Raw genomic sequence first — 15,300 nt, 5'->3', positions numbered from 1 at the left:
GCCGACTTCATAGCCAGCTCACGTAACGTCTGATCGAAAAAGAAGCCTGAAACAAAAACCCGCCTCGGCGGGCGGGTCGTTGGAGCCAATTAGCACCATACCCACATTAGTAGCATAGCTGCCGGCACAAAGCAAGAACAAAATTCACCTGAGACGCGAAAAAACGCAGAGTAGCCGATTGGCGAAGCACACTGGAATGTCCGGCGAGACGCCACCGTCCGGATCAGAACAGGCATTCGCGCGTTTGACCCTTAGCCAATGGGAGCAAAAATCATGAACGTCGCCAATCTGCAACTCGAAGGCCTGCTTATGGCCATCGCATCGATCAATCAGGTCCTGGTCCGCAAGGGCGTGCTCTCCGTCGAGGATATAGATATCGCATTGCGCAAGGCCGAAGCCAGCGAGACCAACGAGGAAAGGTCCGAGGGCATGTCGGCGTCGAGCCGCGACGCCGTCAACTTCCCGATCCGACTGCTGGAGTTGGCCAATCAGTGTCAGCCGGAGACGGACATGCCGTCCTTCTCGAAACTGGCGCGCATGGTTGGTCAGATCAAGGAACCTTACAACGACCAGATGTGAAGCGGCGATCGAGGATGACCGCCGCAGCAAGCTTTGGCATCATCCCCTGCCAAGCCTCAGCGCCAGGACGCGGCCCGGCCCGTGCACGGCGGCAAACAGCAGCCCGGCCAGGAAGGTGAAGTGATCGACGAAGAAGCCGAACTCCGCCTGGTTGCCGGCCCAGTGCGACGGCCCGTGGAAGGCGAAGCCCAGGAACAGCACATAGGCGCCGGCGACGAGTGCTGCCCATGAGAAGAAGGCGCCAGTCAGGAAGCATAGAACGAGGACGACCTCAAGCAGGGCTGCGCACCAGGCCAGGAAGAGCGGGAATGGAAACCCGGCCGCCGCGATATAGCCGGCGGTGGCGCCGATATCGACGAATTTGAAGATCACGGCCATCAGGAAGACGGCTGCGAAGATCAGGCGGGCGATGAGGATTGCCGCGGTCTGCCACGGCGACTGGACGGTTGATTGAGCGGTTTCCAAGGTCACGACCTCCTCCCAAGAGTTACGATGGTTGTGCCCCAAGGACGCACCACCAGCCGCAAGCCCGACATCATCCCCCGAAAAACCTGCAGGAGACAAGTGCGCGGGGAGAAGGCCTCGCAAGACCAGGTTCCTCGCCCCCATTCATGGGGGAGAGGTGGCGCGGCGAAGCCGCGACGGAGAGGGGACTGCGCCGGCAAAGAAAGGCCCTCTCCGGCCGCTTCGCGGCCCTCTCTCCGCCGCGAGGCGAGGAACCCGAGCCTGGAACTACCCTAAGTTCACCCCCGGCTTGCTGATCGGCTCCCGTACGGTTCCATACTGGCTGCCCCAGCGGTCGGTCATCGCCCAGCGTATGTCCCACAGTTCCGGGAAGAAGCGGTGGCGGGCGCCGGCCTCCAGCAATTCGACCGGCCTGCCCTTCAGCGATTTCGCGCCGAGGCCGATCGTGCGGTGGATGAGGTAGAGGTGGTTGGCGCGGAATTTCTGGAACAGCTCGTCGAACTCGACCAGCGCTTCGGCAACGACATAGCTGTCGCCGTGATCGTAGCCGGTATCGTAGACATCCTCGACCGAGAGGCCGCGGCCGTCGAGGTATGACGCCTTGAAGGCCCGCCACAGATCCGGCGGCAGACGCAACAGCTGCTTGAAACCCGGCGATTCCTGACCGCTGCCATTGCCGAGCTGCAGCCGGATCTGCTGGTATTCCTTGGGCGACATGGTTTCGAGCAGGTCGAGCTGCGCCGTCATCAGCCGCATCAGCCGGTGCACGCGCCCCATCAGCGTGACGATGCGATGCGTGTCCTGCTTTTCCAGGAAATCAACGACGTCGATCAGCGTGTAGGCGATGAGCTTCATCCACAGCTCCTCGACCTGGTGCACGATCTGGAACTGCAGCTCGTCGGCATTGACCATCTCGGCCAGCGGCTTCTGGCAGGCCAGCAGCCTGTCGCATTTGAGGTAGACGCCATAGTCGCGCATCTCAGGCGTTTCGATGCGGGCATAATAGTCCTGCTTGTCCATGGCCATGCTCCTTGCCGCGGCCGTTGGGCCGCAGGCGTTTGTTGGATCCCGGTCCCCCGAGTCTAATCGCTTTCTTGCCGAACATTGTCCCTTTCTGTTATTCGATTGGCGAGAAATGAAGGACGAAAGCTGCTTCTGAAGCAGACAGGAAGAACGAATGATGCTGGATGCGGTCGACCGGAAGATCGTCGCGGCGCTCGAACGCGATGCCCGCACCTCCTTTGCCGCGCTCGCCGACGAGGTCGGCTTGAGCAAGACGCCGTGCTGGAAGCGGGTCAAGGCGCTGGAGGATGCCGGCGTCATCCGCGGCTACTCGACCCGCATAGACCCGGCCAAGCTCGGCTTCGGCATCGAAGCCTTCATCCAGGTGTCGATCGATTTCGAACTGTCGGACGCCTTCGAGGCGGCGGTCAAACAGCATCCGCTGATCCGCCGCTGCCACGCCACGACTGGCGAGGCCGACTATCTCCTGCAGATCGTCACCGTCGACATGATGGCGCTCGACAGGATGCTGCGCGAGGAGCTCAGCCGGCTGCCCGGCGTGCGGCGCACGATTACCTCGATGGCGATGCGCGAGATCAAGGGCGGCATCTCGTTCGCCAATGCCGTCGGGCATACGCAGACCAAGCGATAGTCAGGCCCTGGTCATCAATTCGCGTCCCAGCCGCTTCGGTTGCTCGGCGCGCAGAACCACATTTGTCGTCACCGTGCCGTACCGGCCGATGCTGTCGACGATGCTTTCAAGGTCGGGCGGTGACGGGACCACGACCTTGACCAGAAAACAATCCTCACCGGTCACCCGCAGCACCTCGACCACCTCCGGCAATTGGGCGAACTTCTTCAGGCAGGCCTGGATATGCTCATGCGTGGTGCGCAGGCGGATGACCGCCATGGTGCCGAGCCCGAGCGCTGCCGAATTGATCACCGCCTTGTAACCGGTGATGACCCCGCGCTCCTCCAGCCGCTTCACCCGTTCCGAGGTGGCGGGCTGGGACAGTCCGACGCGGCGGCCAAGCTCGGAGATGCCGATGCGGCCATCCTCCTGCATGATCTCAATGATCGCCAGATCGGTGGGATCGAGCCTTGGCCGGTAATCGCCGTTCCGCATGATCGCCTTTAATCCATCGGATTTCTTTGCCGCTTTCCGATGATCTCTCATTCCGCCGCCGGGGAGAAGACCTAGAATTGCACGCGCTGCATCAGGAAAGAAGGGCTTCGCATGACCGAATTCATCATTGTGCCGGGCATCGACGGATCGGGCAAAGCCCACTGGCAGACTCATTGGCAGCAGGCAAACCCGGCGATGCGGCGGTTTAATCCGGCGAGTTGGGACGCGCCGGATTTCGACGACTGGGTGGCAGCATTGGAAACCGCTGTATGCCAGGCATGGACACCGCCGGTGCTCGTCGCCCATAGCCTCGGCTGTCTGCTGGTCGTACACTGGCAACGGATCTCCCCTCGCGAGATCAGCGGCGCGTTGCTGGTCGCGGTTCCGGACCCTGCGTCGCCGGCCTTCCCCTCCTCCGCCCGGGCCTTCGCCGACGCGCCGCAACAACGGCTTCGCTTTCCGTCGCTGATTGTCGCCAGCACCAACGATCCCTACGGCTCGCTGGACTATGTCAGGGCGAAATCCGAGCGCTGGGGCAGCGATCTCCATATCGCCGGGCCGCTTGGCCACATCAATGGCGACAGCGGGCTCGGCGACTGGCCGGTGGGAATGGAGCTGCTGACGGCTTTTCTCGGGCGAACGCAAGCAAGCGCCCGAGGCGCCGTGCTTCAGCCGTGACCGCAATGGGACGGCTACCTTGCCGCCGTCCTGATCTGGTTTGCGCCGCGGCGCCGCGCCTCAGTTCGATGCTGCGGCAGGTGTGCTGAGCTCCAGGAACGGCACTGTCGAACCCGGGATCATCGACTTCGGCAATTCGCCGTTCCATCTCTCCGCCTTGGTCAGTTCGACCAGCAGCGGATTGTTGGCGATTGCGGCGGCGCGAGCCTTGATGGCGCCCGCGGTCGCATCGCCTTCGACCCTGGTCTTGTAGGCGCTGGCCTCGGCTTCGGCCTTGACGCTGTCGGCGCGGCCCTTGGCCTGGGTGACAGCGATATCGGCCTTGATCTTTTCCTGCTGCAGGTTCTGTTCCTGCTTCTGCACCTCCACCTGCGCCGTCATCCTGGCTTCGACCGCCTGCTCGTAGGCGTCGGAGAAGTCGATGTTCTCGACCTGCACGCTGTCTATCATCACCGGGCCGTCGGTTACCGCCGCGATGGCGTCGGCGACGTCCTTGTTGAACTTCGCCCGGTTCTGGATAACCGACACCGCGTCGTACTGGCCGAACACGGTCTTGATCTCCTGCGGTGCTTTCCTGGCAATGACACGGTCGGCCAGTGCCTCGATCGATCCGTAATTGGTGTAGACGTTGCTGACTTCGGCGGCCGGCACGTGGAAGTTGACGGTGACGCGCATGTCGGCCGGCTGCTGGTCGCGCGAATAGGCCTGCATGGCCGGCAGGCCGCCGCAAGCGTTCTGGTTCTCGCAGCCCCATTTGAGCACCTGCTGGCGCAGGCTGATCTTCTCGACGCGCTGTAACCACGGCAGCTTGAAATGCAGTCCGGGATCGACGACCGAACTCAGCGCCCCGTTGGTCAAGAGCACGCCGCGGTCGCCCTGATCGATCGTGTACCAGGATCCAAACAGCGCAAAGATGCCGAGCGCCACGATGAGGAGTGCGACCAGGCCGGAACCGATCGACCCCGACGCCGTCCCCGGCTTGCCCTGCGGACGGCCTGAATTGCCTTGCGTTTCGGTCATTACCCCACCCCAACCCGATTGCCCGTGCTGCTTTTGCCCACAATAGCGGCGGCATTGCAATCCTCTCGACATGGAAGGATCTTCGCGCCGGCCGGCCCCGGACCGGCGGGGTGGTTCAGGCTGGCTAGCGGATTTCCCCTGCAGCCGCGGCAGTACGCGTTGCCTGGCGTCTCCTTCTGCCGTTCGGCATCGCTTTTGCGCTTCGGGCAATCCTCGTAGTCGTGGTCGCGCCCACCGCAGTAGGAGCAGCATTTTGCCGGCGCGTCGGAGCGAAGCATCGTTGGCATGCACAAGGATGCACGAAAACCCGACAGATTGCGACGGCTTGCGCACCGGCAACGTCGATTTCGCCACGGAACCGCTGCCGCCGCATGAAAGTTATCTGCTCATTGCAACGGGAGCACAGGACATGGCCGACGACCCGAACCGCTACGAGACCGGAGCGAGGAAATATCCGGCAAAGATGAGCCCCGACGCGGCCGACCAATTTTCGCAGGATGCGGCCGGCAACAAGCCGCCTCCCGGCGGCATGGGATTGACCAGGCCGGCTGACGATTTCGACGACAAGACCCGGCATTCGGAGGGCCAGAACCCGCCGCGCGCAGCGATCCGGCCAGACCACAAGGCCACCGCCAAGAAGCCCGGCGAGGACGCAAAACGATGAACGTCGCCAATCTCCAACTCGAAGGATTGATGATGGCGATCGCGGCCGTCAACAACGCGCTGGTCCACAAGGGCCTGCTGTCGGTCGACGAGGTCGACATGGCGTTGCGCCGGGCCGAGGCGGCGATGACCAGCGACGAGCGTCTCTATGAAGACATGTCGCCATCCAACCGCGACGCCGTCTGCTTTCCGCTCAGGCTGCTGCAGGCGGCCAACAATGCCCAGGGCGAAACCGGCGTGCCGTCCTTTGCCGAACTGGCCAGGATGGTCGGCCGGACCAAGGAGCCCTATAACGACCAGATGTGATGGAGGACGCCATGGCCGACGACAAATCCAAGACCAAGCAGGATCGCAAACTGGTCTCAGGCGAAGAGCCTTACGAGGTCGCTGCCTTTGCCCGCAAATACGGCATACCGCAAAGCGAGGCCGCGACCATCATCAAGCGTTACGGCCCCTCGAGGAGGAAGCTCGACGCGCATATGGCGAGCCGCAACGCCTGAACCAATTCTGGCGGCGGCCGCCGTTCACGCCGGAAGCGTCCCTGCCCTGCCGCCTTGTCGAGAGTATCGGCACCGTCAGCCGTGACCTGTCGGGTTCGCCCCTGTGGGGATTCAACGCCTGGTTTTGACAGCCGCGGAATACTCTCGCCGCGCAACAACTCATTTACCTCGACGCTGTACCAGTCCGGTGAGCAAAGCCGGGGGTCGGATGCAGGAACAATTATTGCGCTATGAATGTGTCATGGAGCCGAACGGCCGTTGGATGGTGTGGGACATCGTTCACGATCTGCCGGCGCAATTTTCGGAAATCGCGCTGATCGGCCTGAGCCGTCGTGAAGCGGTTTCGCTCTGCCGGCTGCTCAACGAGACGAGCCGTTCCGAGACGCGGCAGAGCCGGGCCTCCTGAGAAGCGCGTGCGTCTCAGGCCTGTCCAGGCGAAGAGGATTTTCATGCGATCGACAATATTCGGTCTGGTCCTGCTGCTGCCGGCGGCCGCACTGGCAGAACCGATCGAGACGCAGAAGATCATCACCGCGGCGACCGGCGATTGGAACGGCGACGGTGCCGCCGATCTGGCGATGATCGTCGAGACCGAGCCCGGCCATCCCATGGATCTGCATTTGTTCCTCAGGGACCGCGACGGTAATTTTCTCAGACCTGCCGGGGTCGTGCATGAACAGATTTACGGCGAATGGAAGGATTACGAGCGGCCGGGCCCCGCCAGATCCGACACCGAGCCCGAACTCACTGCGCTCCCCAACGGCTCGATCAAGCTCTATGTTCCGGCGATGGAGATCGGCAGCGAGCGGACCAACAAGACGCTGACGCTCGCCTGGCGCAACGGCACGTTCGTCGTCGCCGGTTTTGCCTATGAATATTGGGATTACATGGACGACAATGTTGCCGGCGACTGCGACTACAATGTGCTGACCGGCAAGGGCAAAAGCAGCAAGAAGTTGGCGGACGGCAGCACCAGGCAAGCGACCGTATCGGTCGAAGGCAAGGTCATCCCATTTGCGGAATGGACTCCGGGCACTGGCTTCAGCGCTTGCGGAGAGTGAGAGGTTTCGGTTGCCTCACTGCAGCGGCGGCTTCCACAGCAGACTGTTGCGATCGGCGGACTTGACGCGCAGCCAGGTTTCGCGGCCGTCGCGCAGCACCCGGAGCGGGATCTCGGCACCCGCCGGGCCGCTCTTCCAAAGCTTGCGATAAAAATCGGCAAGCCCATCGACCGCCGTGTCGCGGACATCCGAGATGACATCGCCTTGGCGAAGGCCCGCCTGGGCGGCTGGACCGCCCTCGGCGACGCTCATCACCACGACCTTGCCGTCGCTCTCGGCCGAGAAGGCGCCGAGCCACGGCCGCGGCGGCCTGGCGACCTGCCCGCGCGTCAGCAGATCGTCGAGGATGGGCGGCAGAAGATCGATCGGCACCACCATGTTGATGTCGGCGACCTCGCCGTTGCGGCTCATCTGCAGGCGCAGCGAACCGATGCCGAGCAGCCTGCCATCCGCGCCGATGAGGCCGGCGCCGCCCCATGAAGGGTGAGCCGGCGCCGTGAAGATCGCCTCGTCGAGCAGATATTCCCAATAGCCGGCGAATTCCTGCTTGGTGACGATCCGCGCCCGCACGGAGCGGCCGACGCCGTCGGCGAGCACGACGGGATCGCCGATCTTGGCCCTGGACGCATCGCCGAGCGCAATGGCGGGCAGCCCGAGCGGCGCCAGCGCCTGCACCAGGCCGAAGCCCGACTCCTGGTCGTAGGCGAGCGCATGGGCGGGAACCACGCGCCCGTCCTGGTCGGCCAGCCAGACCTCCTCGGCCTCGGTGATGAGATAGCCGATGGTGAGTACCAGCCCGTCGCCGCGGATGACCACGCCACTGCCCTCGCGGCGGGTGCCAAGTGTATTTGCCGTGAAGGCGTCCTCTGGCACGGTGGCGCGGACGGCCACGATGGATCGCAAAAGGGGTTCGATATTCATGCTTTGGTTCCTGGCAATGTTCGCAGGCTGATATGGGCTATAGGTATGGCGCAGGTGATCAGGCGCAAGAGGTGGCGCCGGCTTTGGCGTGGACCGGCGCCGCGCCGTTTGCGCCGGGTTTTGCAACAGCGCCGGCAGCCCTATCTGTACCTACGGCTATCCCAAGCTGCCCTATGCAAAGTTCCTCCGCCACTACCCACGTTGATATCTGATATCCTCCCAACCCAACCCTTCCAAAGGCCTGCCAAATGAACGACTACGCAACGGACCAATACACGCCGCCGAAAGTCTGGACCTGGAACAAGGCAAATGGCGGCGCTTTCGCCAGCATCAACCGGCCGATCGCCGGCCCGACGCACGACAAGAAACTGCCGGTCGGCAAGCATCCGCTGCAGCTTTATTCGCTGGCGACACCGAACGGCGTCAAGGTGACGATCATGCTGGAGGAACTTCTGGCGCTCGGCCACAGCGGCGCCGAATACGACGCCTGGCTTATCAGGATCAACGACGGCGACCAGTTCGGCAGCGGCTTCGTCGAGGTCAACCCGAACTCGAAGATCCCGGCCATGATGGATCGCAGTGGGAAAAAGCCGGTCCGCATCTTCGAATCCGGCTCGATCCTGCTCTACCTCGCCGAAAAATTCGGCGAATTCCTGCCGACGGAGCAGCCGGCTCGCGCTGAGACCCTGTCATGGCTATTCTGGCAGGTGGGCTCGGCACCCTATCTCGGTGGCGGCTTCGGCCATTTCTATGTCTATGCGCCAACGAAGATCGAATATGCCATCGACCGCTTCGCCATGGAAACCAAGCGGCAGATGGACGTGCTCGACCGACGCCTCGCTGAAAGCGAGTATTTAGGCGGCAGCCACTATACGATTGCCGACATTGCGGTGTGGCCCTGGTACGGCGGGCTGGCCAAGGGCCGCATGTATAACGATTCCGGCGAGTTCCTGGAGGTGGAGCAGTACAAGAACGTGCAGCGTTGGGCCGACGCCATCGACGCGCGGCCGGCGGTCAAGCGCGGCCGCATGGTCAACCGCACCTTCGGCGAGCCTTCGATGCAACTGCACGAGCGCCATGATGCCAGCGATTTCGAGACCAAGACGCAAGACAAGCTCGCGGCGGCCAAAAGCTAAGCCGACGACGCGCCGATCTCCCGCCTTGTAGGGGAGATCGGCAGCTTCGGCCGACTGCTCAGGCCGTCTCTACCGCCGCCATCCACAGCCGGCATCAACAAAAGGGAAAAAGGGAGCTTGCCAGCCGGTTGTAAAATGTGGCGTTGGGCACGGTCGTACAAGCAGCAGGCAGGTTTTCCCGCTAGCTCAAAAACGACCATATGAGTTGGGCGATATATATTAGTTGACTAAACTAGCGGAACGTCCAATGCACATTCCCAGAACCGAACATGTCCTGTCTAGACCATCATATCTATATGGGACATTACTACATAAGCTGAACGCGACCTCGACGGTTCGGCGGCACTGCCCTCAGACGCCGCGGCTTTACCTCCGCGCTTTTCGCCCCGGATCCGTAGATCAACCGGACGACGAACAGGAAATATCCAACCTGCATGACGATCAAGGTCAAGATCGTCCAGGCCAGCGTCTTCCAGATTGAACCCGTCGCAAGGTAAGTCGAGATCGCCACGATGGACGATATGGTGGTCAGCCCCACCAGGAACCGTGGAAAGTTCATGGCTTTTGCGCCGCCCCGTAACTCGCAACAGCCGGGACGAACTCCCCTAACCCATTACCCCGGAGCAACGTTTTCACTATTTTGGCAATTGCGCAACCACCAAATAGAACAGCAGTTAACGCATGCTTCCGTGATCAAGGGCTGTGTGTCAGGTCACCAAGGTGGGCTGGCTTGGACGGCGGCTGCGCGTCCCTCCTCCCCGACCAGCTCTCCATAACCCCTCACAACCCCATCAAGCCCACGTATTCGCCACGTCTCCCCTTCGCACGCCTCGAGATAGGACTGGCCGAGCGGGACTTTCCCTCCGCCGTCCGGCAGGTCCAGCACGTAGACGGGATTGCAGATGCCGGACAGGCGCGCACGCAAGGCGCTGACCAGCGCCTGGCCCTCGGCGATCGTGGTGCGCCGGTGCGCCATTCCGCGCACGAGGTCGCCGTGGTGCAGGTAATAGGGTTTGACGCCAAGGCGATACATCAGCTCGCGGCACAGCTCTTCCAACACCTCGACCGTATCGTTCACGCCTTTCAGCAGAACGCTCTGGTTCAGCAGCACGAAGCCGCCCTGCCTTAAAGTACGGCAGGCCCGCTCGGTCGCCTCCGTGATTTCGCGTGGATGGTTGAAATGGGTGACGACAGTGACCATCAGCCGGCCCTGCAAGGCTTGAACCAACCGGCCGGTGACGCGCGACGGCAGCGCGACGGGTACGCGAGTGTGGATGCGCAACAGCCGCACGTGCTGGATCGCCTCGAGACGGGCGCGGATTTCCGCCAGCGCCTTGTCCGGCAGCGACAGCGGGTCGCCGCCGGTCAGGATCACCTCGCGGATTTGCGGATGGGCCGCGATATAGGCGAAGGCCTCGTCGAGAGCTTCGCGCGTATAGCCGCGGCCGATCGAGGTCAGCTGCTCCTTGCGAAAGCAGAACCGGCAATAGACGGCGCATTGATAGGTCGGGAACAGCAGAACCCGGTCGGCATGGCGATGCGTCAATCTCGGCACCGGACTGAAGGCGTGGTCGGCGATCGGGTCGTCGAGCTCGCCCTCCTGCTCTGCCAGCTCGTCGGGCGACGGGATGACCTGAAGCCGTATCGGATCGGCGGGGTCGTTCCAGTCGATCAGGTCGAGATAGGCCTTGGGGATGCGAACCTTGTGGCGCGTGGCCGCAGCTTCGGCCGCCGCCCGCTCGGCTGGCGACAGCGGCAGCGAATCCAGATCGCCTACATGCCGCACGCCGACGCGAACATCGTCCCGCCATGCGGCATCCGCTTCGCGAGCGCGCCGGTCATCGGCTGTCATGCCGGCCGCATCGACCGCCATGCTGGCGTCGGGGATGTCGGGATGTGAGGTCATTGCAGGCTCCTTCAATTTCGGCCGGGGTACAGCATTGGAGCCAGGACTTGAAGACAATAAGCGGTGTTGGCCGGGTTGGAGGGCGCGGCAGGAAGCCACAACCGGCCACTGATCGGCACAATCGTCCAACAGCGCTGAGACACAACATTAGCTTGCGCTCATATTAGCTTGAGCGTATACACATAAACGGCCGGTCATCTACCCCCCAACCGGTTAGGCTCGGCGCCAGTCCCTCCCTACCCCTCAGGTCAACGACGCCGGGCCGCTCGGGGTCCGCCCGGTCGCCCGCGGCTGAGACCGGATCGTCGACCTCTTCGATGTCGATCATGCCCCCTGCTCAAGCAGCACCCAACTGAACATACCAGCTGAACACATCGGCGATGCCCGCGTCTCTCGGCCTTCCCGTCGCCGGCCGCGGTCGCTAATCTCGGATTGCGAAAAAGCTGGAGAACAGCGTATGGCGAACGACTTGTCGCCAAGGCTGTTGGAGATTGTCAATGCGCTGCCCTTGCGGCAGGGCATGCGAGTGCTGGAGATCGGCTGCGGGCCGGGTGCTGCAGCGCGCGAGATCGCGCGCCGGATCGGCGGCGGGCACGTGCTGGCGATCGACCGCTCGGCCAAGGCCATCGCGCAGGCCGGGGCCGCTTCGCGCGCCGAGATTGCGGCAGGCCGGCTGAGCCTTCGCCAGGTCGCCATCGAGGATTTCGAGTTGGAGGCCGACGAGAAGCACTTCGACATTGCCGTTGCGGTGCGCGTCGGCGCGCTGGACGGGCGTCATCCCGAAGCAGGAAAAATCGCCCTGCAGCGGCTCGGCGCGGCGTTGACCGCGCAAGGCCGGCTGTTCATCGACGGCGGCGATCCGCTGCGCGAAATTGCGATACACGGCTGAACAGCTCGTGCTTAGCCTCCGGAATCGAGCGGCAGAGCTGGGTGCGCGCCTCAGCTCCGCAACCCCGGCGCCTCCTGCCCGGTGCGCTCGACATATTCGGTATAGCCGCCGCCATAGGTGTGGATGCCCTCGGGCGTCAGTTCCAGCACCCGGTTCGACAGCGCCGCCAGGAAATGGCGGTCATGCGAGACGAACAGCATGGTTCCCTCGTACTGCGACAGTGCCGTGATCAGCATCTCCTTGGTGGCGATGTCGAGGTGGTTAGTCGGCTCGTCCAGCACCAGCAAATTGGGCGGATCGAACAGCATCAGCGCCATCACCAGCCGCGCCTTCTCGCCGCCCGACAGCACGCGGCATTTCTTCTCGATCTCGTCGCCGGAAAAGCCGAAGCAGCCGGCCAGCGCCCTGAGCGGCGCCTGGCCGGCCTGCGGAAATGCATCTTCCAGTGTCTGGAACACGGTGCACTCGCCCTCCAGCACTTCCATGGCGTGCTGGGCGAAATAGCCCATCTTGACGCTGGGCCCGCGCGCCACCGTGCCATTGTCCGGCTCGGAAGCGCCAGCGACCAGCTTCAGCAGCGTCGACTTGCCGGCGCCGTTGATGCCCATCACGCACCAGCGCTCGCGGCGGCGCACCTGAAAATCCAATCCCGCGTAGATCAAGCGGCTGCCATAGCCCTTGTGCACGTTCTTCAGCGTCACCACGTCCTCGCCGCAGCGCGGCGCCGGCTGAAAGTCGAACGACACTTTCTGGCGGCGCTTGGGCGGCTCGACCCGGTCGATCTTGTCCAGCTTCTTCACCCGGCTCTGCACCTGCGCGGCATGCGAGGCACGCGCCTTGAAGCGCTCGATGAAGGCGATCTCCTTGGCCAGCATCGCCTGCTGGCGCTCGAACTGCGCCTGCTGCTGCCGGTCGGCGATCGCCCGCTGCTGCTGGTAGAATTCGTAATTCCCCGAGTAAGCGGTCAGCGAGCCACCATCGATCTCGACCACCTTGTTGACGATGCGGTTCATGAACTCGCGGTCATGCGAGGTCATCAGCAGCGCGCCGTCGTAGTTCTTCAGGAACTGCTCCAGCCAGATCAGGCTTTCGAGGTCGAGATGGTTGCTCGGCTCGTCGAGCAGCATGGCGTCGGGCCGCATCAAAAGGATCCTGGCCAGTGCCACCCGCATTTTCCAGCCGCCGGACAGCTTGCCGACGTCGCCGTCCATCATCTCCTGGCTGAAGCCAAGGCCGTCCAGCACCTCGCGAGCACGCCCATCCAGCGCGTAACCGTCGAGCTCCTCGAAGCGGTGCTGTGCCTCGCCGTAACGGGCGATGATCTCGTCCATTTCACCGGCGCGATCGGGGTCGCCCATCGCGTGCTCGAGCTCACGCATCTCGGCCGCCACTTCGCTCACCGGCCCGGCGCCGTCCATCACTTCGGCAACGGCGCTGCGGCCGGACATGTCGCCGACATCCTGGCTGAAATAGCCGATGGTGACGCCGCGATCGACCGAGACCTGGCCCTCGTCAGGCTGCTCCTCGCCGTTGATCATGCGAAACAGCGTTGTCTTGCCGGCGCCGTTAGGCCCGACCAGCCCGACCTTCTCGCCCTTCTGCAACGCGGCGGAGGCTTCGATGAAGACGATCTGCCGGCCGTTCTGCTTGCTGATGCTTTCGAGACGAATCATGGTTTTCCAGGAAAGGCCAAAGGAGAGTTCTCGCGCCAATACGCGATAGGCCGCGCCGGCGGAAGCCCGCAGTAGTGAGGCGCCCCGCGCCAAATTGTCTGAACCCAGTTGCTTCCCGGCTGGATCAGGCTTTGACGGCGTAGGGATGAGCCGGCGGATCAGCTATCGGTCAGGGCTTTTGTCGTCGCCAGCTTGACCCCGGCGGCGGCAAATGCCGCATTGTGCCGGGCGATGATCTCCGCGGCGGTCTCGCTGGCCGCGTCGAGCGTGCTGTGGGCGTCGGAAACCACGGTGCCCTTCACCGTGGCCGCCACGCAGAAATCGGTCTGCGCGCCGATCAGAACGACCTCGCCGGCGCCCTGCCCGGCCACCCATTCTGCAAGCGCGGCATTGCTGAACGCGTCGCCGACACGCTTGGCGAACGTCGGCTCGTCCTCGGCCTGGCCGAGCGCCGGCCACACCGGCCAGCCCGGCTCACCCGGCGCCAGTGGATCGCCCTGCGGCCCGTCATGCCTGATGAAGGCGACCTTGCGCCCGCTGCGCCGTGCCCATTCGATCAGCGCCCGGGTGCGGGCAACGATGCCGTCGGCATCATGGATCGGCGGTTCGGCAACACCGTCGAACATGCCGGTCTGAAGGTCGATCACGATGAGCGGCGCCGTGGCCGCGGGGCTGGTCCCTGACATGGTTTTTTATAGCACGAGGGCGGAGCTGATCAAGGATCAGGGCCGCGATGGCGCGCACGGGCAACCGCAAGTGGCTGGAGTTCGAGATATGTGACAATCCGCTTGCAGCGGCGCTAACATAGCGCGCCATTGGGATGTGGGTCAGTTCGAAATTCCGGCTATCGGCCGTGACCGGATTGCATTCGTGGCAAGCTCCTGCGAAGAAATTCCCATGACACATGCAGCCGTAGCTTTCCTTGCGATCGTGACTTCGGTGTTGGTTGCGATCCTACCCGCACAATCGCAAGAGTGGACGCCCTCGGAGGACGCGGTTCGAGATGCAACGGAAACGGTTGGTCGCTATTTCCTTTCGCTCGATAGCCAAGAGTATGGGCGGGCATACGAAATGATAACTGATACCGCCAAAGCTTCGATCCCATCGAACGCCTTCGTGGAGCAAAGTAAACATTTTCATTCTCAGGCCGGCGCTGTGCGCGAGCGCCGGCTACTCAAATTCACGTGGTTGAAGGACCCAGAGAACGCTGCCTTTCCTGGCGTCTATGCCGCAGTCGACATAGCGGCGAAGTTTGAAAACATCGATCGTTACTGCGGCTATATTGTCCTCTATCAGCGGCCGTCAGGTGGAAATTTTCGAGTCATGCGGGTCGAAAGCAACTTCATCGACAACTCTACCGCGAAAAGCATTGAAAAGACCCAATCGAAACTCGAATTGGATCGAGCATGGGCCGAGTTGTCGGCTAACTGTCCGAATTTTCCATCGTGAAGGTGAGGCGGTCCGTTTTTGTACCTTCCGCAACCATCGGCTTTTCGGTTTCCCTCGCTTCGATCAGCGCAACGATGTCGGTGAACTCCTACAGTTTGCCGGCCGAGGATGATGAACGCGGGGAGATCGCAGCGTCTGTCCTCATCCAATCCCACCTGTCAGCTCATAGGCGCCGGCGGCGCGCCCGTCCTAAAGCCGCACGATGGTGCCCTTCTTGCGGTTTGGAGGTTGG

20 protein-coding genes are annotated in these 15,300 nt (G+C 63.0%); 11 read left to right on the top strand and 9 right to left on the bottom strand.

The window, feature by feature from the left end; all coding sequences use genetic code 11:
• Positions 1–273: 273 nt before the first annotated feature.
• A complete protein-coding gene (locus NKJ13_RS26810) occupies positions 274–579 on the top strand; it encodes a hypothetical protein (RefSeq protein ID WP_254819625.1) in 306 nt (101 codons plus the stop codon).
• A 39-nt stretch (positions 580–618) separates the two neighbouring features.
• On the opposite strand, the gene NKJ13_RS26805 is transcribed toward NKJ13_RS26810, so the two are convergent.
• Positions 619–1,050, bottom strand: coding sequence for a DoxX family protein (locus NKJ13_RS26805; RefSeq protein WP_254819626.1), 432 nt, complete (start codon positions 1,048–1,050; stop codon positions 619–621).
• Between the two features lie 261 nt (positions 1,051–1,311).
• Positions 1,312–2,064, bottom strand: coding sequence for a tryptophan 2,3-dioxygenase family protein (locus tag NKJ13_RS26800; RefSeq protein WP_352705245.1), 753 nt, complete (start codon positions 2,062–2,064; stop codon positions 1,312–1,314).
• 157 nt (positions 2,065–2,221) lie between these two features.
• Between NKJ13_RS26800 and NKJ13_RS26795 the strand changes: the two genes are divergently transcribed.
• A complete protein-coding gene (locus NKJ13_RS26795; protein ID WP_254819628.1) occupies positions 2,222–2,698 on the top strand; it encodes an Lrp/AsnC family transcriptional regulator in 477 nt (158 codons plus the stop codon).
• Here NKJ13_RS26795 and NKJ13_RS26790 read toward each other — a convergent pair whose 3' ends face one another.
• Positions 2,699–3,172 carry an Lrp/AsnC family transcriptional regulator gene (locus NKJ13_RS26790; protein WP_352472087.1) on the bottom strand — a complete coding sequence of 158 codons (474 nt, stop codon included), beginning with the start codon at positions 3,170–3,172 and terminating at the stop codon, positions 2,699–2,701.
• A 111-nt stretch (positions 3,173–3,283) separates the two neighbouring features.
• Here NKJ13_RS26790 and NKJ13_RS26785 point away from each other — a divergent pair, with 111 nt between their 5' ends.
• On the top strand, positions 3,284–3,850 hold the full coding sequence (locus tag NKJ13_RS26785) for an RBBP9/YdeN family alpha/beta hydrolase (RefSeq protein ID WP_352705247.1): 567 nt from the start codon (positions 3,284–3,286) through the stop codon (positions 3,848–3,850).
• A gap of 60 nt (positions 3,851–3,910) precedes the next feature.
• Here the strand turns inward: NKJ13_RS26785 and NKJ13_RS26780 are convergent, their stop codons facing one another.
• Positions 3,911–4,870 (bottom strand): prohibitin family protein, encoded by a 960-nt coding sequence (locus NKJ13_RS26780; RefSeq protein ID WP_352740083.1) that lies wholly within the window; start codon positions 4,868–4,870, stop codon positions 3,911–3,913.
• 280 nt (positions 4,871–5,150) lie between these two features.
• Here NKJ13_RS26780 and NKJ13_RS26775 point away from each other — a divergent pair, with 280 nt between their 5' ends.
• The 5 genes from NKJ13_RS26775 (at position 5,151) to NKJ13_RS26755 (ending at position 7,094) form a co-directional block, all read left to right on the top strand.
• On the top strand, positions 5,151–5,534 hold the full coding sequence (locus tag NKJ13_RS26775) for a hypothetical protein (protein WP_352778830.1): 384 nt from the start codon (positions 5,151–5,153) through the stop codon (positions 5,532–5,534).
• Positions 5,531–5,839, top strand: coding sequence for a hypothetical protein (locus tag NKJ13_RS26770; protein ID WP_023675703.1), 309 nt, complete (start codon positions 5,531–5,533; stop codon positions 5,837–5,839). Before NKJ13_RS26775 ends, NKJ13_RS26770 begins: the two co-directional genes overlap by 4 nt.
• Before the next feature lie 11 nt (positions 5,840–5,850).
• Positions 5,851–6,033 (top strand): DUF3606 domain-containing protein, encoded by a 183-nt coding sequence (locus tag NKJ13_RS26765; RefSeq protein ID WP_023675702.1) that lies wholly within the window; start codon positions 5,851–5,853, stop codon positions 6,031–6,033.
• A gap of 241 nt (positions 6,034–6,274) precedes the next feature.
• Entirely contained in the window at positions 6,275–6,439 is a 165-nt protein-coding gene (locus NKJ13_RS26760) for a hypothetical protein (protein ID WP_023675701.1), read from the top strand.
• A 43-nt stretch (positions 6,440–6,482) separates the two neighbouring features.
• A complete protein-coding gene (locus NKJ13_RS26755; RefSeq protein ID WP_352752593.1) occupies positions 6,483–7,094 on the top strand; it encodes a hypothetical protein in 612 nt (203 codons plus the stop codon).
• Between the two features lie 15 nt (positions 7,095–7,109).
• On the opposite strand, the gene NKJ13_RS26750 is transcribed toward NKJ13_RS26755, so the two are convergent.
• Entirely contained in the window at positions 7,110–8,015 is a 906-nt protein-coding gene (locus tag NKJ13_RS26750) for a S1C family serine protease (protein ID WP_023675699.1), read from the bottom strand.
• Between the two features lie 248 nt (positions 8,016–8,263).
• On the opposite strand from NKJ13_RS26750, the gene yghU reads away from it, so the two are divergent.
• Positions 8,264–9,151, top strand: a complete 888-nt coding sequence (gene yghU, locus NKJ13_RS26745; RefSeq protein ID WP_352691410.1) for a glutathione-dependent disulfide-bond oxidoreductase — start codon at positions 8,264–8,266, stop codon at positions 9,149–9,151.
• A gap of 307 nt (positions 9,152–9,458) precedes the next feature.
• Here yghU and NKJ13_RS26740 read toward each other — a convergent pair whose 3' ends face one another.
• Together NKJ13_RS26740 and NKJ13_RS26735 are read right to left on the bottom strand one after the other, a co-directional pair.
• Complete coding sequence (locus NKJ13_RS26740) at positions 9,459–9,710, bottom strand: exopolysaccharide production repressor protein (protein ID WP_302896853.1); 252 nt, start codon at positions 9,708–9,710, stop codon at positions 9,459–9,461.
• Positions 9,711–9,863: 153 nt separating this feature from the next.
• Positions 9,864–11,057 carry a KamA family radical SAM protein gene (locus NKJ13_RS26735; protein WP_502896256.1) on the bottom strand — a complete coding sequence of 398 codons (1,194 nt, stop codon included), beginning with the start codon at positions 11,055–11,057 and terminating at the stop codon, positions 9,864–9,866.
• A gap of 457 nt (positions 11,058–11,514) precedes the next feature.
• Here NKJ13_RS26735 and NKJ13_RS26730 point away from each other — a divergent pair, with 457 nt between their 5' ends.
• A complete protein-coding gene (locus NKJ13_RS26730) occupies positions 11,515–11,946 on the top strand; it encodes an SAM-dependent methyltransferase (RefSeq protein WP_352691413.1) in 432 nt (143 codons plus the stop codon).
• 50 nt (positions 11,947–11,996) lie between these two features.
• Here the strand turns inward: NKJ13_RS26730 and NKJ13_RS26725 are convergent, their stop codons facing one another.
• Both NKJ13_RS26725 and NKJ13_RS26720 read right to left on the bottom strand, forming a co-directional pair.
• Positions 11,997–13,619 (bottom strand): ABC-F family ATP-binding cassette domain-containing protein, encoded by a 1,623-nt coding sequence (locus NKJ13_RS26725; RefSeq protein WP_352691415.1) that lies wholly within the window; start codon positions 13,617–13,619, stop codon positions 11,997–11,999.
• A 158-nt stretch (positions 13,620–13,777) separates the two neighbouring features.
• Positions 13,778–14,305, bottom strand: a complete 528-nt coding sequence (locus NKJ13_RS26720; RefSeq protein ID WP_502896258.1) for an isochorismatase family protein — start codon at positions 14,303–14,305, stop codon at positions 13,778–13,780.
• Positions 14,306–14,516: 211 nt separating this feature from the next.
• Here NKJ13_RS26720 and NKJ13_RS26715 point away from each other — a divergent pair, with 211 nt between their 5' ends.
• Entirely contained in the window at positions 14,517–15,068 is a 552-nt protein-coding gene (locus tag NKJ13_RS26715; RefSeq protein WP_352507786.1) for a DUF4019 domain-containing protein, read from the top strand.
• Positions 15,069–15,300 lie beyond the last annotated feature (232 nt).

This window comes from Mesorhizobium sp. M0174, from assembly GCF_040322275.1.
Classification (GTDB): Bacteria; Pseudomonadota; Alphaproteobacteria; order Rhizobiales; family Rhizobiaceae; genus Mesorhizobium.
This window is presented reverse-complemented; position numbering and strand designations above follow the sequence as displayed.